This is a genomic window from Bacillus sp. ABA4_010, assembly GCF_056159105.1.
Window position 1 is genome coordinate 1,852,566 of the sequence record NZ_JBSWUN010000003.1, and the last position, 16,600, is coordinate 1,869,165.

General features: G+C 38.2%; 12 protein-coding genes and 3 pseudogenes. 5 read left to right on the plus strand and 10 right to left on the minus strand.

Features of this window, described 5'->3' with window-relative positions:
- The gene (gene parC / locus ACXAEO_RS10455; protein ID WP_474880604.1) at window positions 1-2,427 is read left to right on the plus strand and encodes a DNA topoisomerase IV subunit A; all 2,427 of its coding nucleotides are present in this window, start codon (window positions 1-3) and stop codon (window positions 2,425-2,427) included.
- A gap of 37 nt (window positions 2,428-2,464) precedes the next feature.
- On the opposite strand, the gene ACXAEO_RS10460 is transcribed toward parC, so the two are convergent.
- A complete protein-coding gene (locus ACXAEO_RS10460; protein WP_474880606.1) occupies window positions 2,465-2,764 on the minus strand; it encodes an antibiotic biosynthesis monooxygenase family protein in 300 nt (99 codons plus the stop codon).
- Between the two features lie 294 nt (window positions 2,765-3,058).
- On the opposite strand from ACXAEO_RS10460, the gene ACXAEO_RS10465 reads away from it, so the two are divergent.
- Window positions 3,059-3,256, plus strand: a complete 198-nt coding sequence (locus tag ACXAEO_RS10465) for an SDR family NAD(P)-dependent oxidoreductase (protein ID WP_474880608.1) — start codon at window positions 3,059-3,061, stop codon at window positions 3,254-3,256.
- Between the two features lie 20 nt (window positions 3,257-3,276).
- Here ACXAEO_RS10465 and ACXAEO_RS10470 read toward each other — a convergent pair.
- The 6 genes and pseudogenes from ACXAEO_RS10470 to ACXAEO_RS10495 form a co-directional block, all read right to left on the minus strand.
- Window positions 3,277-5,124 (minus strand): annotated as a pseudogene (locus ACXAEO_RS10470) (Tn3 family transposase); the annotation flags it as partial.
- A gap of 264 nt (window positions 5,125-5,388) precedes the next feature.
- On the minus strand, window positions 5,389-6,378 hold the full coding sequence (locus ACXAEO_RS10475; RefSeq protein ID WP_474880610.1) for a leucine-rich repeat domain-containing protein: 990 nt from the start codon (window positions 6,376-6,378) through the stop codon (window positions 5,389-5,391).
- Window positions 6,379-6,870: 492 nt separating this feature from the next.
- Entirely contained in the window at window positions 6,871-8,148 is a 1,278-nt protein-coding gene (locus ACXAEO_RS10480) for an IS110 family RNA-guided transposase (protein ID WP_474880612.1), read from the minus strand.
- A gap of 165 nt (window positions 8,149-8,313) precedes the next feature.
- The gene (locus ACXAEO_RS10485; RefSeq protein WP_474884093.1) at window positions 8,314-8,727 is read right to left on the minus strand and encodes a DUF4279 domain-containing protein; all 414 of its coding nucleotides are present in this window, start codon (window positions 8,725-8,727) and stop codon (window positions 8,314-8,316) included.
- Between the two features lie 336 nt (window positions 8,728-9,063).
- A pseudogene (locus ACXAEO_RS10490) lies at window positions 9,064-10,176 on the minus strand (DUF4158 domain-containing protein); the annotation flags it as partial.
- A gap of 33 nt (window positions 10,177-10,209) precedes the next feature.
- Complete coding sequence (locus ACXAEO_RS10495; protein ID WP_474880614.1) at window positions 10,210-10,758, minus strand: recombinase family protein; 549 nt, start codon at window positions 10,756-10,758, stop codon at window positions 10,210-10,212.
- Between the two features lie 277 nt (window positions 10,759-11,035).
- Between ACXAEO_RS10495 and ACXAEO_RS10500 the strand changes: the two genes are divergently transcribed.
- Window positions 11,036-11,458, plus strand: a complete 423-nt coding sequence (locus ACXAEO_RS10500; protein WP_474880616.1) for a hypothetical protein — start codon at window positions 11,036-11,038, stop codon at window positions 11,456-11,458.
- Window positions 11,459-11,502: 44 nt separating this feature from the next.
- Here ACXAEO_RS10500 and ACXAEO_RS10505 read toward each other — a convergent pair whose 3' ends face one another.
- Entirely contained in the window at window positions 11,503-12,762 is a 1,260-nt protein-coding gene (locus ACXAEO_RS10505) for a SpoIID/LytB domain-containing protein (protein ID WP_474880618.1), read from the minus strand.
- 467 nt (window positions 12,763-13,229) lie between these two features.
- Window positions 13,230-13,337 (minus strand): DUF2000 family protein, encoded by a 108-nt coding sequence (locus tag ACXAEO_RS10510; protein WP_474880620.1) that lies wholly within the window; start codon window positions 13,335-13,337, stop codon window positions 13,230-13,232.
- A 32-nt stretch (window positions 13,338-13,369) separates the two neighbouring features.
- Between ACXAEO_RS10510 and ACXAEO_RS10515 the strand changes: the two are divergent.
- A pseudogene (locus ACXAEO_RS10515) lies at window positions 13,370-13,921 on the plus strand (alanine:cation symporter family protein); the annotation flags it as partial.
- Window positions 13,922-14,116: 195 nt separating this feature from the next.
- Here ACXAEO_RS10515 and ACXAEO_RS10520 read toward each other — a convergent pair.
- Entirely contained in the window at window positions 14,117-15,007 is an 891-nt protein-coding gene (locus tag ACXAEO_RS10520) for a LysR family transcriptional regulator (protein WP_474880622.1), read from the minus strand.
- A 389-nt stretch (window positions 15,008-15,396) separates the two neighbouring features.
- On the opposite strand from ACXAEO_RS10520, the gene ACXAEO_RS10525 reads away from it, so the two are divergent.
- Window positions 15,397-16,569, plus strand: a complete 1,173-nt coding sequence (locus tag ACXAEO_RS10525; RefSeq protein WP_474880624.1) for an iron-containing alcohol dehydrogenase — start codon at window positions 15,397-15,399, stop codon at window positions 16,567-16,569.
- Window positions 16,570-16,600 lie beyond the last annotated feature (31 nt).

Sequence of the window (16,600 nt, forward strand, 5' to 3'; positions counted from 1 at the left end):
ATGACCCAAACAGAACGCTTTTTAGACTTGCCTCTTGAAGAGGTACTGGGCGACCGCTTCGGACGATATAGTAAGTACATCATTCAAGAACGGGCGCTCCCAGATGCTCGCGACGGATTAAAGCCGGTACAGCGCCGTATTTTATACGCCATGCACGTTGACGGCAACACACAGGAGAAAGGTTTCCGTAAATCAGCGAAAACAGTTGGTAACGTTATCGGTAACTATCACCCGCACGGAGACTCGTCCGTGTATGATGCGATGGTGCGGATGAGCCAAGATTGGAAGCTGCGTAACCTGCTCATTGAAATGCACGGAAATAACGGAAGCATCGACGGCGATCCACCAGCAGCGATGCGTTATACGGAGGCGCGCTTATCGGCGATTGCTTCCGAGCTTTTACGGGATATCGATAAACAGACAGTTGAGTTCGTCCCGAATTTCGATGATACGAGTAAAGAACCTGTCGTCTTGCCAGCCATGTTCCCGAACTTGCTTGTGAACGGCTCGACGGGAATTTCCGCGGGATATGCAACGGAAATCCCGCCGCACCATTTAGGGGAAGTTATTGATGCTGCGATTATGCGTATGGATAAGCCGACATGCACAGTCGATGACCTTATGACCGTACTGAAAGGGCCAGAATTCCCGACAGGTGGCACGATTCAAGGAATCGACGGCATTAAGAAAGCATATGAAACCGGAAAAGGAAAAATTATTATTCGCGGAAAAGCGGAGATTGAAGACATTCGCGGCGGTAAACAGCAAATCGTCATCACGGAAATTCCATTTGAAGTAAACAAAGCAAACTTAGTGAAAAAAATGGATGAGCTGCGCCTTGACCGTAAAGTAGAAGGCATCGCTGAAGTGCGAGATGAAACAGACCGAACAGGATTGCGCCTTGTTGTTGAACTGAAAAAGGATGCTCATGCAGAAGGGGTATTGAATTATTTATATAAAAACACCGACCTGCAAGTACCATATAGCTTTAACATGGTGGCTATTTCACGTAAACGTCCTAAGCTAATGAGCCTCCCAGCTATTTTAGATGCGTACATCGAGCATCAGCGCGAAGTTGTCACAAACCGCTCGCAATATGAACTAAATAAAGCGCGTGAACGCGAGCACATCGTAGAAGGGCTCATTAAAGCTTTATCCATTTTAGATGAAGTCATTGCCGCGATCCGTGCATCGAAAGATAAGCGTGATGCAAAAGATAACTTAATCGCCAGCTTTGAGTTCACAGAAGAACAAGCGGAAGCGATTGTGTCCTTGCAACTTTACCGCTTAACAAATACCGATGTGACAGCTCTACAGGCAGAAGCGGCTGAGCTGGAACAGAAAATTGCCGAGCTTGAGTCCATTTTAAACAGTGAAAAGAAGCTATTGAATGTTATTAAAACGGATTTACGCAAAGTGAAAAAGCAGTATTACGACGAGCGCCGCACAAACATTGAAGCGGAGATCGAAGAAATTAAAATTAATTTGGAAGTAATGGTTCCTTCCGAAGATGTGATGGTAACAGTCACAAAAGACGGATATGTGAAACGCACGAGCCTTCGCTCTTATGCAGCTTCAAACGGGCAAGATTTCGGGATGAAGGATACAGACCGCTTGATTGCCAAGCTAGAAATTAACACAACCGATACGCTTCTTCTCTTTACGAACAAAGGCAATTATTTATTTATGCCGATCCACGAACTGCCGGACATCCGCTGGAAAGACATGGGTCAACACGTCACAAACATCGTGCCGATTGATAAAGAGGAAATGATTATAGAAGCTATCCCAGTATCCAATTTCGAAGAAGCGAAATTCCTTTTATTCATCACGAAAAATGGGATGGTGAAAAAATCGGAGCTAGGCAACTATAAAGCCCAGCGTTATTCACGACCGCTTGTTGCGATTAACTTAAAAGGCGATGATGAAGTCGTCGATGTCCATCTCACAGATGGAAAACAAGACGTATTCTTAGCGACAAGACAAGGATATGGCTTATGGTTCCCCGAAGAAGAAGTGAACATCGTCGGTGCACGTGCGGCTGGTGTGAAAGGTATTAACTTAAAAGACGGAGATTATGTCGTCAACGGGAAAATCTTCCCTGAAGGAGAAAAGACAGCCGTTGTCATGGTCACACAGCGCGGTGCCGTGAAGAAAATGAACATCCAAGAATTTGAGCGCATGACAAGAGCAAAACGCGGTTTAGTCATGATTCGCGAAGTAAAAACAAATCCGCATGAAGTCGCCGGAATTGTTATCCATTCAAAAGAAGACCTCATTTGGATACAGACCGAGAAAATGGTCACCGAACAAATCGATTCTTCTGCTCTGCGGCCAAATGACCGCTACAGCAACGGCTCGTTCGTCCTTGATCAGGACGAAGCCGGAAGCGTCGTGTCCATTTGGAAAGAAACGAAACCATCATAAAGAAAAACAGCTTGAAGCTATGCTTCAAGCTGTTTTTTTACTTAGAAGATTGAACGGTCTGGAAATGATTCATCCAAATATTCGGTTCAAAGAAAGGATCCATTTTTTCTTTCCACTGCTCAAACAGCTCTGACTGTACAAAGCCTTCCATATGGCTTTCCACACTGTCCCAGACGACAATGACCATATAGCTGCTTTCGTCTTCAATACTTTTATTCAGAGAGTGGGAAATGTAGCCGTCAACAGACGCAATTAACGAAACTGCTTCTTTAAAAGCAGACTCAAACTCTTGCTCTTTCCCTTTTTTAATATGAAAAACAGCTGATTCAAAAATCATGGGCAATAACCTCACTATAGTATTAGAAAGAATGCTTCCGTCCCACAGTATAATATAACCATCACTGGCAATCAAGGGAAGTGTCCTCCTTTTACTAATGGTTATGAAAGATGAGGAACGTATCATTTTTAATACCAAGTATCAAAAATGTGCATACTTATATCAGTCGAGGTTATATGCTACGATTATTTTGTAATGAAAAGAAGCAATTGCGGATATAAATCCGATTCATATGAAGTCAATTGGTGAATCTGCCAAGTAGAATAGAAGATTTTTTTAATAGGAGGGGTTAAGATGAAAATTTTAGTTACTGGTGCTACGGATGGTATTGGGTTAGCGACGGTGAGGATGTTAGTGGCACAAGGTCATGAGGTATTGCTGCATGGTCGTAACGAAGAGAAATTAGCGCACGTAGGGGTCCAAAGCAAAAAACGCGAATTTTGTACGGTAAGCAAACTTCAACATACAGATAGCCGATATTCTGTACGCTAAGGAATACCGGCTTCGTTTATTTACTGATTTAGAGGTCGTAAGGAATTTATTGTAGAATTTCGTCTTAAATCAAACTTATATTCACCAAGGAAATTAATATGCTCCCACCCTAATGGAGAAACATGCTGCAACAAATCTTCCCTAAGTATTCCTTTTTCTTTTAACATTTTTGTTGCTTCTGTAAGATATACCGTGTTCCATACACTGATAGCATTGATCAAAATATTCAAAGCACTAGCACGTTGAAGCTGGTCACGCAGTCTGCGTTCCCGTAATTCTCCACGTTTTCCAAAGAACAACGCCCTGGCTAAACTATTCATAGATTCACCTTTGTTTAATCCCCGTTGTATTCTCCTGCGCAATGCTTCATTTGAAATATAATCAAGGATGAAAATAGTTTTTTCAATTCTTCCTATTTCGCGAAGTGCAGTAGCTACCTTATTCTGACGCGCATATGAGCCTAATTTTCCCATAATAAGCGAACCAGATACTTTTCCTTCCCGAATCGAATGAGCTAATCTTAAAACATCATCGTAATTTTCTTGAATAATTTTTGTATTGATTTTTCCTCGTAAAATACCTTCTAATCTTGGAAAATCACTTGACTGACCGATAAAATAAAGTTTTGAATCGGCTAAATCACGCAATCGAGGTGCAAAACGAAAACCAAGTATATGACTTAATCCAAAGACTTGATCTGTATAACCAGCTGTATCAGTGTAATGCTCTTCAATACAAAGATCCGATTCATGATGAAGTAAGCCATCGATCACATGTACAGCATCTCTCGCATTCGTATTAATCACTTTTGTGTAGAATGACGAAAATTGATCACTTGTAAAACGATAGATTGTAGATCCTTTCCCGGTTCCATAATGCGGATTGGAATCGGCATGCAAAGAAGAAACACCGATCGGTACCCTCATCCCATCAGAAGAAGAAGTTGTTCCATCTCCCCAGTAAGATGCTAAACTGAGCCTATGCTGAAAATTAACAAGGGTTGCCTGTGCTCTAGTTAAAGCATCTTCATGTAATCTCCACTGCATGGCATTTATCATTTGAGAATAGGAAATACCAGGAGTTGCTTCAGCCATTTTAGTTAGGCCGATATTTGTTCCCATCGCCATTAGAGTTGCCATTAGTACAGCTTTTTCTTCTCCTTTTGGCGGCCGGTTTGTCGAAGCATGAATAAATTGTTCATCAAAACCTGTCCAATTTGCAACCTCAATTAATAAATCTGTAAGTTTAATACGGGGTAACACATTGTAAAGAGACAAACTAAAGGATTTGGCTTCCTCTGGGGTACTTTTATCTAAGCGTTCCACTTGAATTCTAGATTTTTCAAGGTTTATACTTTCTAAAGAATCAAGGTTATTCGTAATCCAGTTAAGTCGTTTATGTAGCACTGTAGTTTGTTCTTTAATATAATCTTCAGCTGATACACTAACAGCTAATCTATTTCCTTCTATACGTGCTTTATTCCATTCTTCTTTTGGAACTAGATACTCCTCGAAATCTTTATGTAATCGGCTTCCAACTACCCAAACATCCCCTGAACGGATATGATTTTTCAATTCAGTCAACGTAGCTAACTCATAATACTTCCTATTTATATTTCCGTCTTCATCATAAACATACTTTTGCCATCGTTTTGGAACAAAATCTAACGGAGCACCATCAGGTACTTTACGTTTCCCTGTTTCATTCATTTCATTAATTGTATTTAAAGCCTGTAGTAAAGGCTTAGAAGCCTTTGAAGAACGAAATTCCAATACTTTAAGAAGTGTAGGTGTATATTTTCTAAGGTAAGCAAACCGGGTGCTTAAAAGGTCAAGATAGTCATAATTCATAGGACGAGCTAAGCGCTTGATTACCGCCACAAGATTTTACCACCCTTGCCATCTTTTTTACCAATGTACGCCAAGGGACTTACCACACATCGCCAATATATTTACCAATGAATAAAAGCTCAACAGGATATTAAGAATTAAGAAGCCAAAATATGCACATGAGTGAATAAAATAATGCATGCTTTGGCTTCAGTGAGATTTAAGGTTGTTTTACTATCGCACCCGTTACTTTAAGTACATTACTTCACAAATTATTTATAATAGTTCAACAAGGCATACTAACTATTTAAAACGGGAAAGACGCTCAGCAAGCTCTGGATTCAATTCTTCAAACTTATGGCTATAATGCCTTTTGTTGTTGAATCCCACGAAGTCTATTCCAATGCAGGGAGTAATATCACCATCTACAATGTTTGAGCCTTCAAAACTCAAGTGCTTTAATTTTGGGATTTCTTTAACAAACCGCAAATTTTGTATATCTCCACAATTAGAAAGAATAAGGGTTTCTAACTCTTTTAAGCAAGCAATGACATTATGGTTTTTTATTTTGCTGCAATTTTCGAATTCAAGATATGTTAGAAACGAGTTCTTTTCAATCTCATCAATATATTCAAGGTTTCTCAAGTAATGTGTTTCTAATTTAGTGAGCTTAGGAAATGCTCCGCAACCTTTTAGCGAATTAATATTTCCTTGTGTTATATCTAATTTTTCAAGGTTAGTGAGCAACGCTAGTTCTTCAAGGCTCTTAGTTTTTGGCTTATATTTCCACAATGAAAGTTCTTTCAGATTACAACACTGTTCGAAACCTTTCACATTTTTATTCCAATCCATAGAAAGACTTTCCAATCTGCTAAAGCTATTTAACTTTGTAAAATCTATCTTTATTTCAGGCTCAGTCAACCCTAAAAACGTTAGATTTTCTAATTTATAAAGAACCGAGAAGTCTGTAATATAAGGGTTAGAAATAGATAATTCCTCTATCTGAGGGCATTCATTCAAAAAGTGAATGTCAGCAATTTCAACCAGCGATATGGTTCTTAAATTTTTCAATTTATAAAGACCTGAGAAATCCGTAATGTAGGGGCTATTGATAAATAACTCCTCTATCTGAGGACATTCCTTTAGAAAGTGAATATCAGCTAGTTTATATCTATGACTCATAATCTCAACACTTTTATAATTATGTTCGTTTATAAAATTAATGTATTCAGCAATTCTTTCCCCTTGAATTTTAACAGTACCGTTCTCAACAAGAAACTTCCTGCCCGCCATACTTGACCACCCTCTACCTGAGAATATCTAATTGAATTCTAGCAACAAAAATTGATTTTCAAAAGCCTCCTTGTTCAACTATCCTGTCTCGTTGGTCCAACAAAAAAGCCTTACTCCCTCTATAAATATTGATTTATCAACGTTTTAACCCGTTGATGGGGTGTCAAAAAAATATTTTTCAACACGATTCCTAACAGTATTTTTAAAATATGTGATTCTTTAACAGTCAGTGGGTACGCTACGCGGTCACTACTAGGAAAATATGGTAAGCAGTGTGGTGGATTTATTCGATGCACCATGGATCTCTGCGTAACTTATGATGACGTACCCTCCCATGTCTCTGGGCATCTGTGTGCCTACATTCCTTCGTTCGGTCTAGTCATAAGGCAGAGGCTAGCGAAGCTCCTTAAGGGACTCGAGGTCGAATGGATGGTATAATGCCAGCTTCTCCGTGTCATCCTGTTGTCTAGGTCTTTCAAGGGGATGTAGACGTTACATAGCCTCTGCGAGACTAGGGATGTCCTTCATCATTCGCTGTGCGTCAAACGCTTGGTGCTTCGTGCTAATTCCATGTAACACTTTTAATAGTTTTCCGCATAAAACCACGATGGACTGCTTCTTGCGTAACGGATTTACCGTACGAGTGGTGTAGTACTCATGCAATGTTCGAAAAGCCTTGTTGTGGCGAATCATCGGCATCATGACTCGGAACAGGAGGGCACGCAGCTTCCTTCTGCCTCGTTTAGAGATGCGTTTTTGACCTTTGTGCTGACCGGAGGAGTTTTCACGTAACGTTAATCCCGCAAGTTTGATGAGTTGGCGTGGATCTTCGTAATGTGAAAAGCTTCCGATTTCAGCTAACAGGTCGACAATCGTCGTATCTCCAAGTCCTTGAACCGTTGACAGCCATTTGTATTCTAAAGATGTTTGGACAAGCTCAACTAAGCGTTGAGTAATGTCTTCGATTTCTTGTTCTAACTGGTGGTAACGACGGACCAATGTGGCGATTTCATAACGGGCCATCTCGCGTCCTTCTGTTACTCCGATAGAGTGAGCTGCGACTTCAATCAGACGTGTAGCTTTCGGTCTCTGGGGTGATTTGAGCCCCTCAACCTCTCGATAAAGGGATAGTACTTCATCGGGCTGTTTCTGGTGAAGATCACTCGGAAATGGCGTACATTCAAGTACGGCCAACGCCATCTTTCCGAATGACGGAAAGACCTGAGTAAATTCAGGAAAATAGCGATCTAACCAGCGAATCATCTGATTTTTGACCGCACCTAGTTCCTCCGTCAATCTACTTCTAAATGTTGATCCGACGCGAAGTTCAGCTTCCACACCTTTTAAAATTCGTGGATAACTGAAGCGTCCATCTTTCAAGAGTCTGGCAATCACAAGCGCATCTTTACGGTCATGTTTTGTTGGAAGATTGTCATCCAACTCCTTGGAACGTTTGACATGCATCGGATTCGCCATAACGAGTGGAATGCCTCGTTCTTCAAGAAAATAGGCTAGGTTCAGCCAATAGTGTCCAGTCGGTTCAATCCCAACTAGGACTTCGGTTTTTCCGTGTTCTTTCAGCGCATTTAGGATGAGTTGATAGAAACGCTCGAATCCTTCTCGCGACTGCGAAACGGAAAATGATTTTCGGAGCACCCGCCCACGATCATCGACAAAACAAGCGAAGTGTGTACGCTTGGCAATGTCAATCCCGACAACGAGTGTTTTTTCCGTGACTTGATTTATTTTTTGATTTTGTTTAAAATCCATATGGAGTCCTCCTTGGTTATCAAATTAGGGGTCATTTCGCGCTACGATTTGACACCCCGCATCATACCAAGAGGGCTCTTTTTGTACAAGTCCCCGAAAATCCTTCTAACAGGAATGCTCCTTATTGAAGTAAAGCACCCGTTCGTTGAAGAAAATTTGTATCTTTTAATCGCTAAAATCATCTTCATAAGGATTAGCGTACAAATCTATATCAAATTCAGCTTCAATGCTTGCAACAAACTTTATGATGTCTTTATCTAGATATAAAGCAGGGGTATTTCCCTCTTCTATTTTAACGACGATAAAGAATTTACACTCCACGGAGTAAGCCTCTTTTATTTGGTTAATGATTGACGACTTATTTTGTAGTTTACCTATAATTTGTTGGAGTTGGTTATTTACATCAAACGAGACCTGGTAGCCTGTTCCTAAATCCCAACTTGTCTCTTTTCTGTAAAGAACAGTTGAACGGTTTGGAATTAAATCACCTTTTTTATAAGTTTTAGTAGGTGTTATTTCTAACTTTTCCGTTACGCCATCTATTGGAAACTCATCTCCATATAAGCTGAAGTAAACCATTACTTGAGTTTTGTTCAAGTTTAATTTTCTCCTCTATATAATTTTATTTTCCGTTTTTTATTATATCATCCTTCTTCAACTAAACTGCCCCGTTTGTTCAATAGGATTTCCCATTGCCAGTGTATAAATATTAATTTACATACAAATTAACCTTCATACAATTATACATCATTAACCATTATGAGACTGACAAAAACATTATTAGTAATTACAATATACAGCTCGTTATTTATACAGAAGACTAACTGGTAAACAGTCTGTCGTTTACTGGTACATTCTTTGTCATTCAGTGGTAAGAACTATGTCAATGGTGGTACATTTCTATGGCTGTAATCAGCGCTTGGCTTCTTCAACAGATTCCACAATCTTTTCCCAAGGCATAATACTTTCTAATATTTCAAATGGATTCAGCCCTTCTTCTTTTGCCTTTATTAAAGCGGATCCGATGTCTGCAAATTGAACCACTTTTTCATTAATTAATTTTCCGTTCTGTTTTTGAATTTCTTCCTGTTGTTTTCGACCTTTGGATTGGAGAATTAACATTTGCCGATCGTGTATTTCAATAGCTTGATCGATTAAATCCTGACCAAGTGTTAAAAGGAAGGCCACTAATATAGCATATCTTTTATTGCTATCCTTAAAACTACGAAAAGAATAAGCGTCATATCGTGCACCAATCCGGGCCAATTGAAGAAGGCGGTTGGGATGTATTTCTCTTATATTAATTGATAATTTTAAATCGCGGACGTATTCCCATCGCTTTATTACTTTTAAAAATGCGTCTGGTGATGATTGCCCCGGAATCTCTTTAAGCCATGCAAGGAGAGTTTTTTTATTATCTATTGATGAAGCAATTAGCTCGTCTAATTTTCTTTTTTGCCAGTCAGATAAAGAATTTGTAAGTGTCATAAATATTTTTTTCTCTGCTCGTTTACGGGTTTCCCATACTAGACGTTCTATGGTTGGAAGAGCCGGTATAATGATTTTTCTTTTACGCAGAAGATTAATCGTAGTTTGAATTAGATACATGGTATTGCCATTTTCTAAAGCATGTTGCAATAAAGTGGAGGAAATTATCCGATAGTCATTTAACTGAAAACTGCGATAACCGTACTCTTTTCGTATTTCCTCTAAATGTTCACGGCGAGTCGGATCACGTTTGGCATATATATTAAAAACAGTAGGGTCCACTCCAATTTGTTTAGCTACAAATCGTACAAGCATCTCCGGAACCTTTTCTGGTAAATCAACTAATGAACATCCTGGATGTCTTAAAGTGCATAACTGAATAGCAAAACCCAATCGGTTATGATCTCTACGATGACGATTAATGACTTCGATATCATATTCTGAAAAGGTATAATACATGGCTAATTCTTCTGTATTTGACAATACTAATCGTAATAACTCATTCCGTTGTTCGACCGATAGCAATTCTCTTCCTCGCAAGATTCTCCCACCTTTACTATCTCTAATAATTTTTTATCTTCTATAAATATAACGATAAAGGGTGGTCTTACTCAGACCCGTTGCTTCAGTGATTTGTTTAATACTGTATTCCTTACTGTCATACATCTTTAATGCCATTTGAACTTTGTTTGATTTTTTTCGTGGTCTTCCCCCTTTTCTTCCTCTTACTCTTGCGGCTTCTAATCCGGACTTTGTTCGTTCGCTGATAATATCTCTTTCCAGTTCCGCAATGCTTGCCATTGTTCGAAAAAAGAATTTCCCCATTGCAGTTGAGGTATCGATACTATCTCTAATAGAAACGAAATCTACTCCAATTTCAGCAAAAAGATCACTCAACTCGATGAGGTGTTTGGTTGATCGAGAAATTCGATCCAATTTATATACAACAACTTTATCTCCCTTACGTAATACTTTGAGCAGTTCTTCAAGCTGCGGACGATCCTTTTTTTTACCTGTAAGCTTCTCCTGGTAAATTTTGTTTACTCCATAATGTTTTAAAGCATCTAACTGCATATCTAAATTTTGTTCCTCTGTACTTACACGGGCATATCCAAAATTCATTTATCCAACCTCCAAAAATACCAAAATCATCATTTATAGTACCATAAACGAATAAATCCATGAATAAAGAAACTTTGTTTTTGGTCATGGTTTTTGGTACTTAAATTATATAGGTTTTATGGTAGTTTTATAGGTCATTATTTCAAGTTCCAAAAACGACCGTTTTCAGAACTTTTTTGTTAAATCAATTTCATTTAGTATAGATTGTAATTTAGGGGATAAATTATTAAGGAGATTTCTCATGATATCACCTTAAATTAACTGCAAGGGGACTAAAATGAAGAAAACAACTTTTTTTATCTTATTGGCAATTGTTTTTTGTTTTAAATACAATGTTATTTCTGCTTCTAGCTCAAATCATGACAAAATTAGCAATTTACCACAAATTATGGGTTACAAAACCGAACCTAATTATCCACGCATTGGAAATTGGATATGCATTCCCCCAAAAGAAGGAACGTTAAAAATTATTGTTGATGCAAAAAATGTACAAGAAATGTCTTTTTGGATTATCCCCACAGGAACAGGTACTTATAAACATAGAAAATTATTGGGTATAGATCGGGATGGAAAAGATGGGTGGTCTATATTATGGAAACATCGATCAAGAAACATTCTAAATCATATAGAAATAACTGCTACAAATGATAAAGGGGAGGAAATCTCAGATATTCCATTTAATGTTATAACTTGCGAATAAAAATAAGGGACTAAAGACATATTGTCTTTAATCCCTTATTTTTATTAATAAACAAAGTATTCAAAAACTTTTCCAGATCCGCCAACTTTACTTGATCCGTTATAGTAATATCCGAGTATTTCATTGACATATTTACCTTGTTCAGCAAGGAGCTTTGAACCCCATTGTTCAACTTTTCCGGAAGCCTTTGTTCCAGTACTCCCTTGAGTTCCGGCTATATATTGGGTGAGAAATAAGCTTTGATTGTCTTTTCGATGAACCCCTATTCCATCCATTCCATTTACTGCATTATTCGTACTCGTAAGTTCAGAATTAATCTTATAAACTTGATCACGTGTAGAGTCATATAAATCGGCATTTACTGACGAAGCAAGAGGATAATATACAGCATACCATCCATACATTTTAACGCAAGCTGCACCAGTTTTTAAAGAATTACTATGCCATGACGATACCCATTCATTTGGCAGGACATTTTTAACATAATAAGTAAATCCAACATCTTTAACGCAGTTTCTACACTTATAGTAGTTATAGTTATGGTCAGACGTAATATAAACATCTATACTACTTGGTTCTACGTGATCAGCTGTTGTTAAGATGGAGACGTCACTACTTATGCTAGATTCTGCTTTTGATAAAGAGTTATTAGAAGAAAGTTGTTCTATATTCTTAAGACCTTTGCTTCGTTTGGCTAATAACTCACTATCACTTATCCTATTTGTTTCTAGTATCTTATTTTCTCTATTAGTAAATATCCCTTTGTATCGTTTTTTGATTGTTTTTATCATTTCTTTTTCATCTTCAGTATTAAAGCCAAGGTTATATGTACTAATGATATCCACAGGAGCATTCATTAGTTGAGAAATTTTCCATTCGCTGTTCTCTTTAACTAACTCAACCAGATAGTAATTAATACCGTTCATATGATATTTATCTTCTCTGTGAACTTGGTAATCTACAGCATAGTAATATAGTATTGAATCCTCTTTTAAATAGGGGAAAAGATACTTAAATTCATTATCTATAACCTTTGATTGTACAATCTTAGCTTTTTTAATATTAAACAGACCGAGATGTTCTAACTCATTATCTTTATTAGATAAGAAGTCTTTTAGGATATTGTTTTGGTCTAGACTCCATAGACTTGGAATATTTAACCATTGTTTTGCATTCTCGTACTTAGTAAGTTGTTCTACAGTGGAGAAAGGATCTGATTCTGCTTTAACATTTAAACTTACAGCATTAAATAAAAATCCAAAGGCTAGCAGGCTACAAATCAAAACTCTAACTAATTTACTCATTACTCTTCAACACTCCTAAATTAAAATTTACTTTCAGCTTCTATAATTCTTTTTAAATTACAAAATTCCTCCTTTTTTTACAATAAATGTATTTTAAGGGGCAAAAGTCAATTAGCAACAGACCTCTTAAAAAAATAATAGAGCTTTTTAAATATTATAAGAGAGTTATAATGCCGTTTTTTGTAAAAATAACAAACGGAAAGACGCTTATAAGGGTAGAACTACAGAGGGTTAGCTGTTTCTATGAAAAATCAGGATTGTATATTCCAAAAAATGAAATAATTGTGTAGTGACAATAATATAGCCGATATTCCATTAGCGTACAGAATATCAGCTATATTTATGTTGAAGTTTGCTTAGCGTACAAAATTCGCGTTTTTTGCTTTGGACCCCTTATAGGGGAATAAAGAAGTCAGACGTTTGTTAAGGTTTTACAAGCGTCTGACCCTTTTTTATTATTTGCGCCTTCATTTATGCAATTCAAAACCCTTTAGTAATCTATCTACTTGATTTTTCTTGCCTCGTAATCCTATTCCAACAAGGTTTAGTTCATGTGTTTTGAATTTTGCGACCATTGTACGATTATCCTCGTCATTATACGTATTAAGGGTTTGTTCAATTACTAGGGGTATTTTTTGATACTTTAATTATTTGCAGCTGTACTGCATTTATTATCATGCTATCAAAAGCAGAGATGACTAGTGGTTTATCTGGTATTGCAATTACCCAAGCGGCTATGACTCAGCATTTTGGCTCATGGGCAAGTATCTTTTTAACGTTTGCGATATTTACTTTTGCATTTAGTTCAATTGTAGGAGGGTATTATTATGGAGAAGCAAATCTAGACTTTATTCATAATAGTGCATTAGCCTTATTGATATACCGAATTGCCGTATTAATTATGATTATGTTTGGAGCTGTAGCCAATCTTCAAATTGTTTGGAACTTAGCCGATTTGTCTATGGCTGTTATGGCAGTCATCAATCTTATTGTCATTGCAATTTTAGGAAAGTTTGCCTTTGCAGCACTAGACGATTACATCCGGCAGCGCAGATCAGGAATAGATCCAATATTCTACAATACCAGTATCCCTGGACTAAAAGGCGTTGAGTGTTGGGAGCCTGACAAGCAATCTTCTAACATAAAAAACCAGGCTTAAGGAGGAAAAATCTTTATGAACGTTAAATTTATCGCCATACAAAAATCAAAATGGGAGCAAGTGTAGTATTATCCTATGTCAATAAGAGGACTTTGAAAAAATAGATGTGTTTCGTTTGAATGCCTATCCTACAAGAGTCCTCTCATTTGATGGGAAACAGTTGGTATCAATACGAGCCTGTGGTCAATTTGAAGATTACTTTGTTAGTACAACTTCCCGTGTTACTTCTAAAAAAGCCTTTAAAGCTGGGGACATCCATTTGTCTTTATGCCAAACTAATTGAGTTACGATAGGAAAGTCAGGCCCAACCCATTTCAGTACCGTTAAATCACCTTGAGCTATTTCTGTCTCTACAGCAATTTTTGGCAGCGCAGCTATTCCGATTCCTGCTATTACACATTTCTTGATGGCTTCTACATCACCAAGTTCAAGTTTGTTTAACGGTTGAACACCTGCCTCTGTGAGGGATTCTTCAAATATACGACGGTAATCACATTCCTCCGTAACAAGTAATGACTGATTATCGAGATCCACAGGTCTTACCTCAGACTTAGAGGCTAAAAAATGATCTGGATGACTCACGATAACAATAGGTTCTGGAAGAAGTGGTTCAACAATTAAATTATCTGAAGTGATTGGAGTCATTGATATTAAGACGGCATCTATGAGGCCTTTAGCAAGAAGTCCCTCGAGGTCCGCTTCCGCTATTCCCGGACGAAAAACAAGCTGCACTTTTGGAAAACTAGTTTGAAATTGGTGTAACAGTAATGGTAAGCGGTATGTACATTGAGTTTCTGAAGCGCAAATTGTAAGTTTTCCACTTGGCTCGATGTTTCCACCAACGGTTACCTTTGCCTCTTCAGCTAGATTAAGTATTCTATCAGCATACGGCTTAAGACGGTGACCTGCTTCACTTAAAATTACACGTTTTCCTAATCGTTCGAACAGCGGAACACCAATTTCTTCCTCAAGTGACTTAATTTGAGCTGTTATACTAGATTGAGCAAAACAAAGAATTTCAGCAGTTCGTGTAAAATTCAGCTCTTGAGCGGCAATTTGAAAAATCATTAACTGTTTTAGTTCCATAATAAACACCTCTAAATCGGTTTTATAGATAAAAATGATCAGAATGTTCCAATAAAAAAAGTGTAACATTTCTCGTACGATACTTGTAAGTCAAAATATCAAATATCTCTGAAACCAACAATATATAGTAAAAAGGCAACTTACTTTACTGAATAGATCTATCCAACATCAAGTGAAGTTCACCCATCAACCATTTGAACACTACGTTTAGAAACATTCTTCAGTCAATTCAATTTTGTAAAGTGAATCTCTAAATCGTTTTTTTAGATTAAACAAATCGGAATATTCGTCTGTAATGATTAGTATATTGCTTGTATCATGTACGTAAGGGGTTCGGCCTAGATACATATACTAGTAGGCCATATTTTATAAAACAGGGGGATTAATCTATGAAGTCCTATAACTATTTTTGCGCCACCCAAATTGAGATGGGAATAGGAAAAGCAAGAAAGCTACCAGACATGTTGAAATCCTTACAAGTTGACTCATCTATCTTACTTGTAAGTGACCCAGGTGTCGTTCGTGCGGGATTAGTTAACCCAATCAAAGCTGCACTGGAGAAATCCGGATTTCAAGTATCGTTATTCGATTCGCTTTCTCCTAATCCTAGGGATACAGAGTGCTTAGCTGGGGCTGAACAATTTCGTGACTTTCAGGCAGATGCTGTTGTTGCCATCGGCGGTGGAAGCGCAATGGATACAGGTAAAGCTATCGCACTATGTGGGCCGAATGGCGGGGCACCATCTGATTATGCAGACGGTCGACGTCCATACATAAACATTGCACCAATTATTTGCATCCCCACCACAGCAGGAACGGGGTCTGAGGTCACTCGCTCAGCTGTTATTACCGAGGCAGCCACACATCGGAAAATGACTCTCAAACATGCCTCATTGCGACCAACTTTGGCTGTTCTGGATCCTGAATTAACATTCAGTGTTCCACCTTTTGTCACTGCTGCTACCGGTGTGGACGCATTGGTTCACGCCATCGAAGGATATACATGTAAAGTAACAAACCCAATCTCACAAGCACTTGGTGCTAGAGCGATGCAAACGATTATTTCTGCATTACCGATCGTTTTCCGTGATGGGCAAAATGAGGTAGCACGTCAAGAGATGTTAGAAGGTAGCTTGTTGGCTGGTCTCTGTTTGGGTTCCGCGGATGTGGCAGCTGTCCATTGTTTAGCAGAAGCACTTGGTGGACTGTACGACACGCCTCATGGTGTCGCAAATGCTGTCTTCTTACCGCATGTGTTACGATTCAACGCATCGGAAAACAAACAAATGCACGCTACAATTGCGCGATATATGAGATTTGCGAAGGAATCAGACACGGACGAAAGAGCTATCGAAAAGCTCATAGAAGGGATTACGGCTTTCACAGAGGCTCTCGAAATTCCCAAGTTGAAAGACTTGCCTGGTGTACGGGAAGAAGATTTTCCGAGCATTGTAGAATTGGCGGTACAGAACGGCTCAACACCAAGCAATGTTCGGACAGTTACAGCGGCTGACTATCTGCAAATTCTTGAAGAAGCTTACCATACACAGCCTGTAAGCTGATTACCTACACACAAGTACCATAATCTGTCAT

Coding starts and splice junctions, on each gene's coding strand:
- ACXAEO_RS10480 (WP_474880612.1), bottom strand. CDS start 8,148: ATGGATTTTAAACAAAATCAAAAAATAAATCAAGTCACGGAAAAAACA.
- ACXAEO_RS10520 (WP_474880622.1), bottom strand. CDS start 15,007: ATGGAACTAAAACAGTTAATGATTTTTCAAATTGCCGCTCAAGAGCTG.
- ACXAEO_RS10485 (WP_474884093.1), bottom strand. CDS start 8,727: ATGGTTTACTTCAGCTTATATGGAGATGAGTTTCCAATAGATGGCGTA.
- ACXAEO_RS10510 (WP_474880620.1), bottom strand. CDS start 13,337: ATGGTCGCAAAATTCAAAACACATGAACTAAACCTTGTTGGAATAGGA.
- ACXAEO_RS10505 (WP_474880618.1), bottom strand. CDS start 12,762: ATGAGTAAATTAGTTAGAGTTTTGATTTGTAGCCTGCTAGCCTTTGGA.
- ACXAEO_RS10495 (WP_474880614.1), bottom strand. CDS start 10,758: ATGAATTTTGGATATGCCCGTGTAAGTACAGAGGAACAAAATTTAGAT.
- ACXAEO_RS10460 (WP_474880606.1), bottom strand. CDS start 2,764: ATGATTTTTGAATCAGCTGTTTTTCATATTAAAAAAGGGAAAGAGCAA.
- ACXAEO_RS10465 (WP_474880608.1), top strand. CDS start 3,059: ATGAAAATTTTAGTTACTGGTGCTACGGATGGTATTGGGTTAGCGACG.
- ACXAEO_RS10475 (WP_474880610.1), bottom strand. CDS start 6,378: ATGGCGGGCAGGAAGTTTCTTGTTGAGAACGGTACTGTTAAAATTCAA.
- parC (WP_474880604.1), top strand. CDS start 1: ATGACCCAAACAGAACGCTTTTTAGACTTGCCTCTTGAAGAGGTACTG.
- ACXAEO_RS10500 (WP_474880616.1), top strand. CDS start 11,036: ATGAAGAAAACAACTTTTTTTATCTTATTGGCAATTGTTTTTTGTTTT.
- ACXAEO_RS10525 (WP_474880624.1), top strand. CDS start 15,397: ATGAAGTCCTATAACTATTTTTGCGCCACCCAAATTGAGATGGGAATA.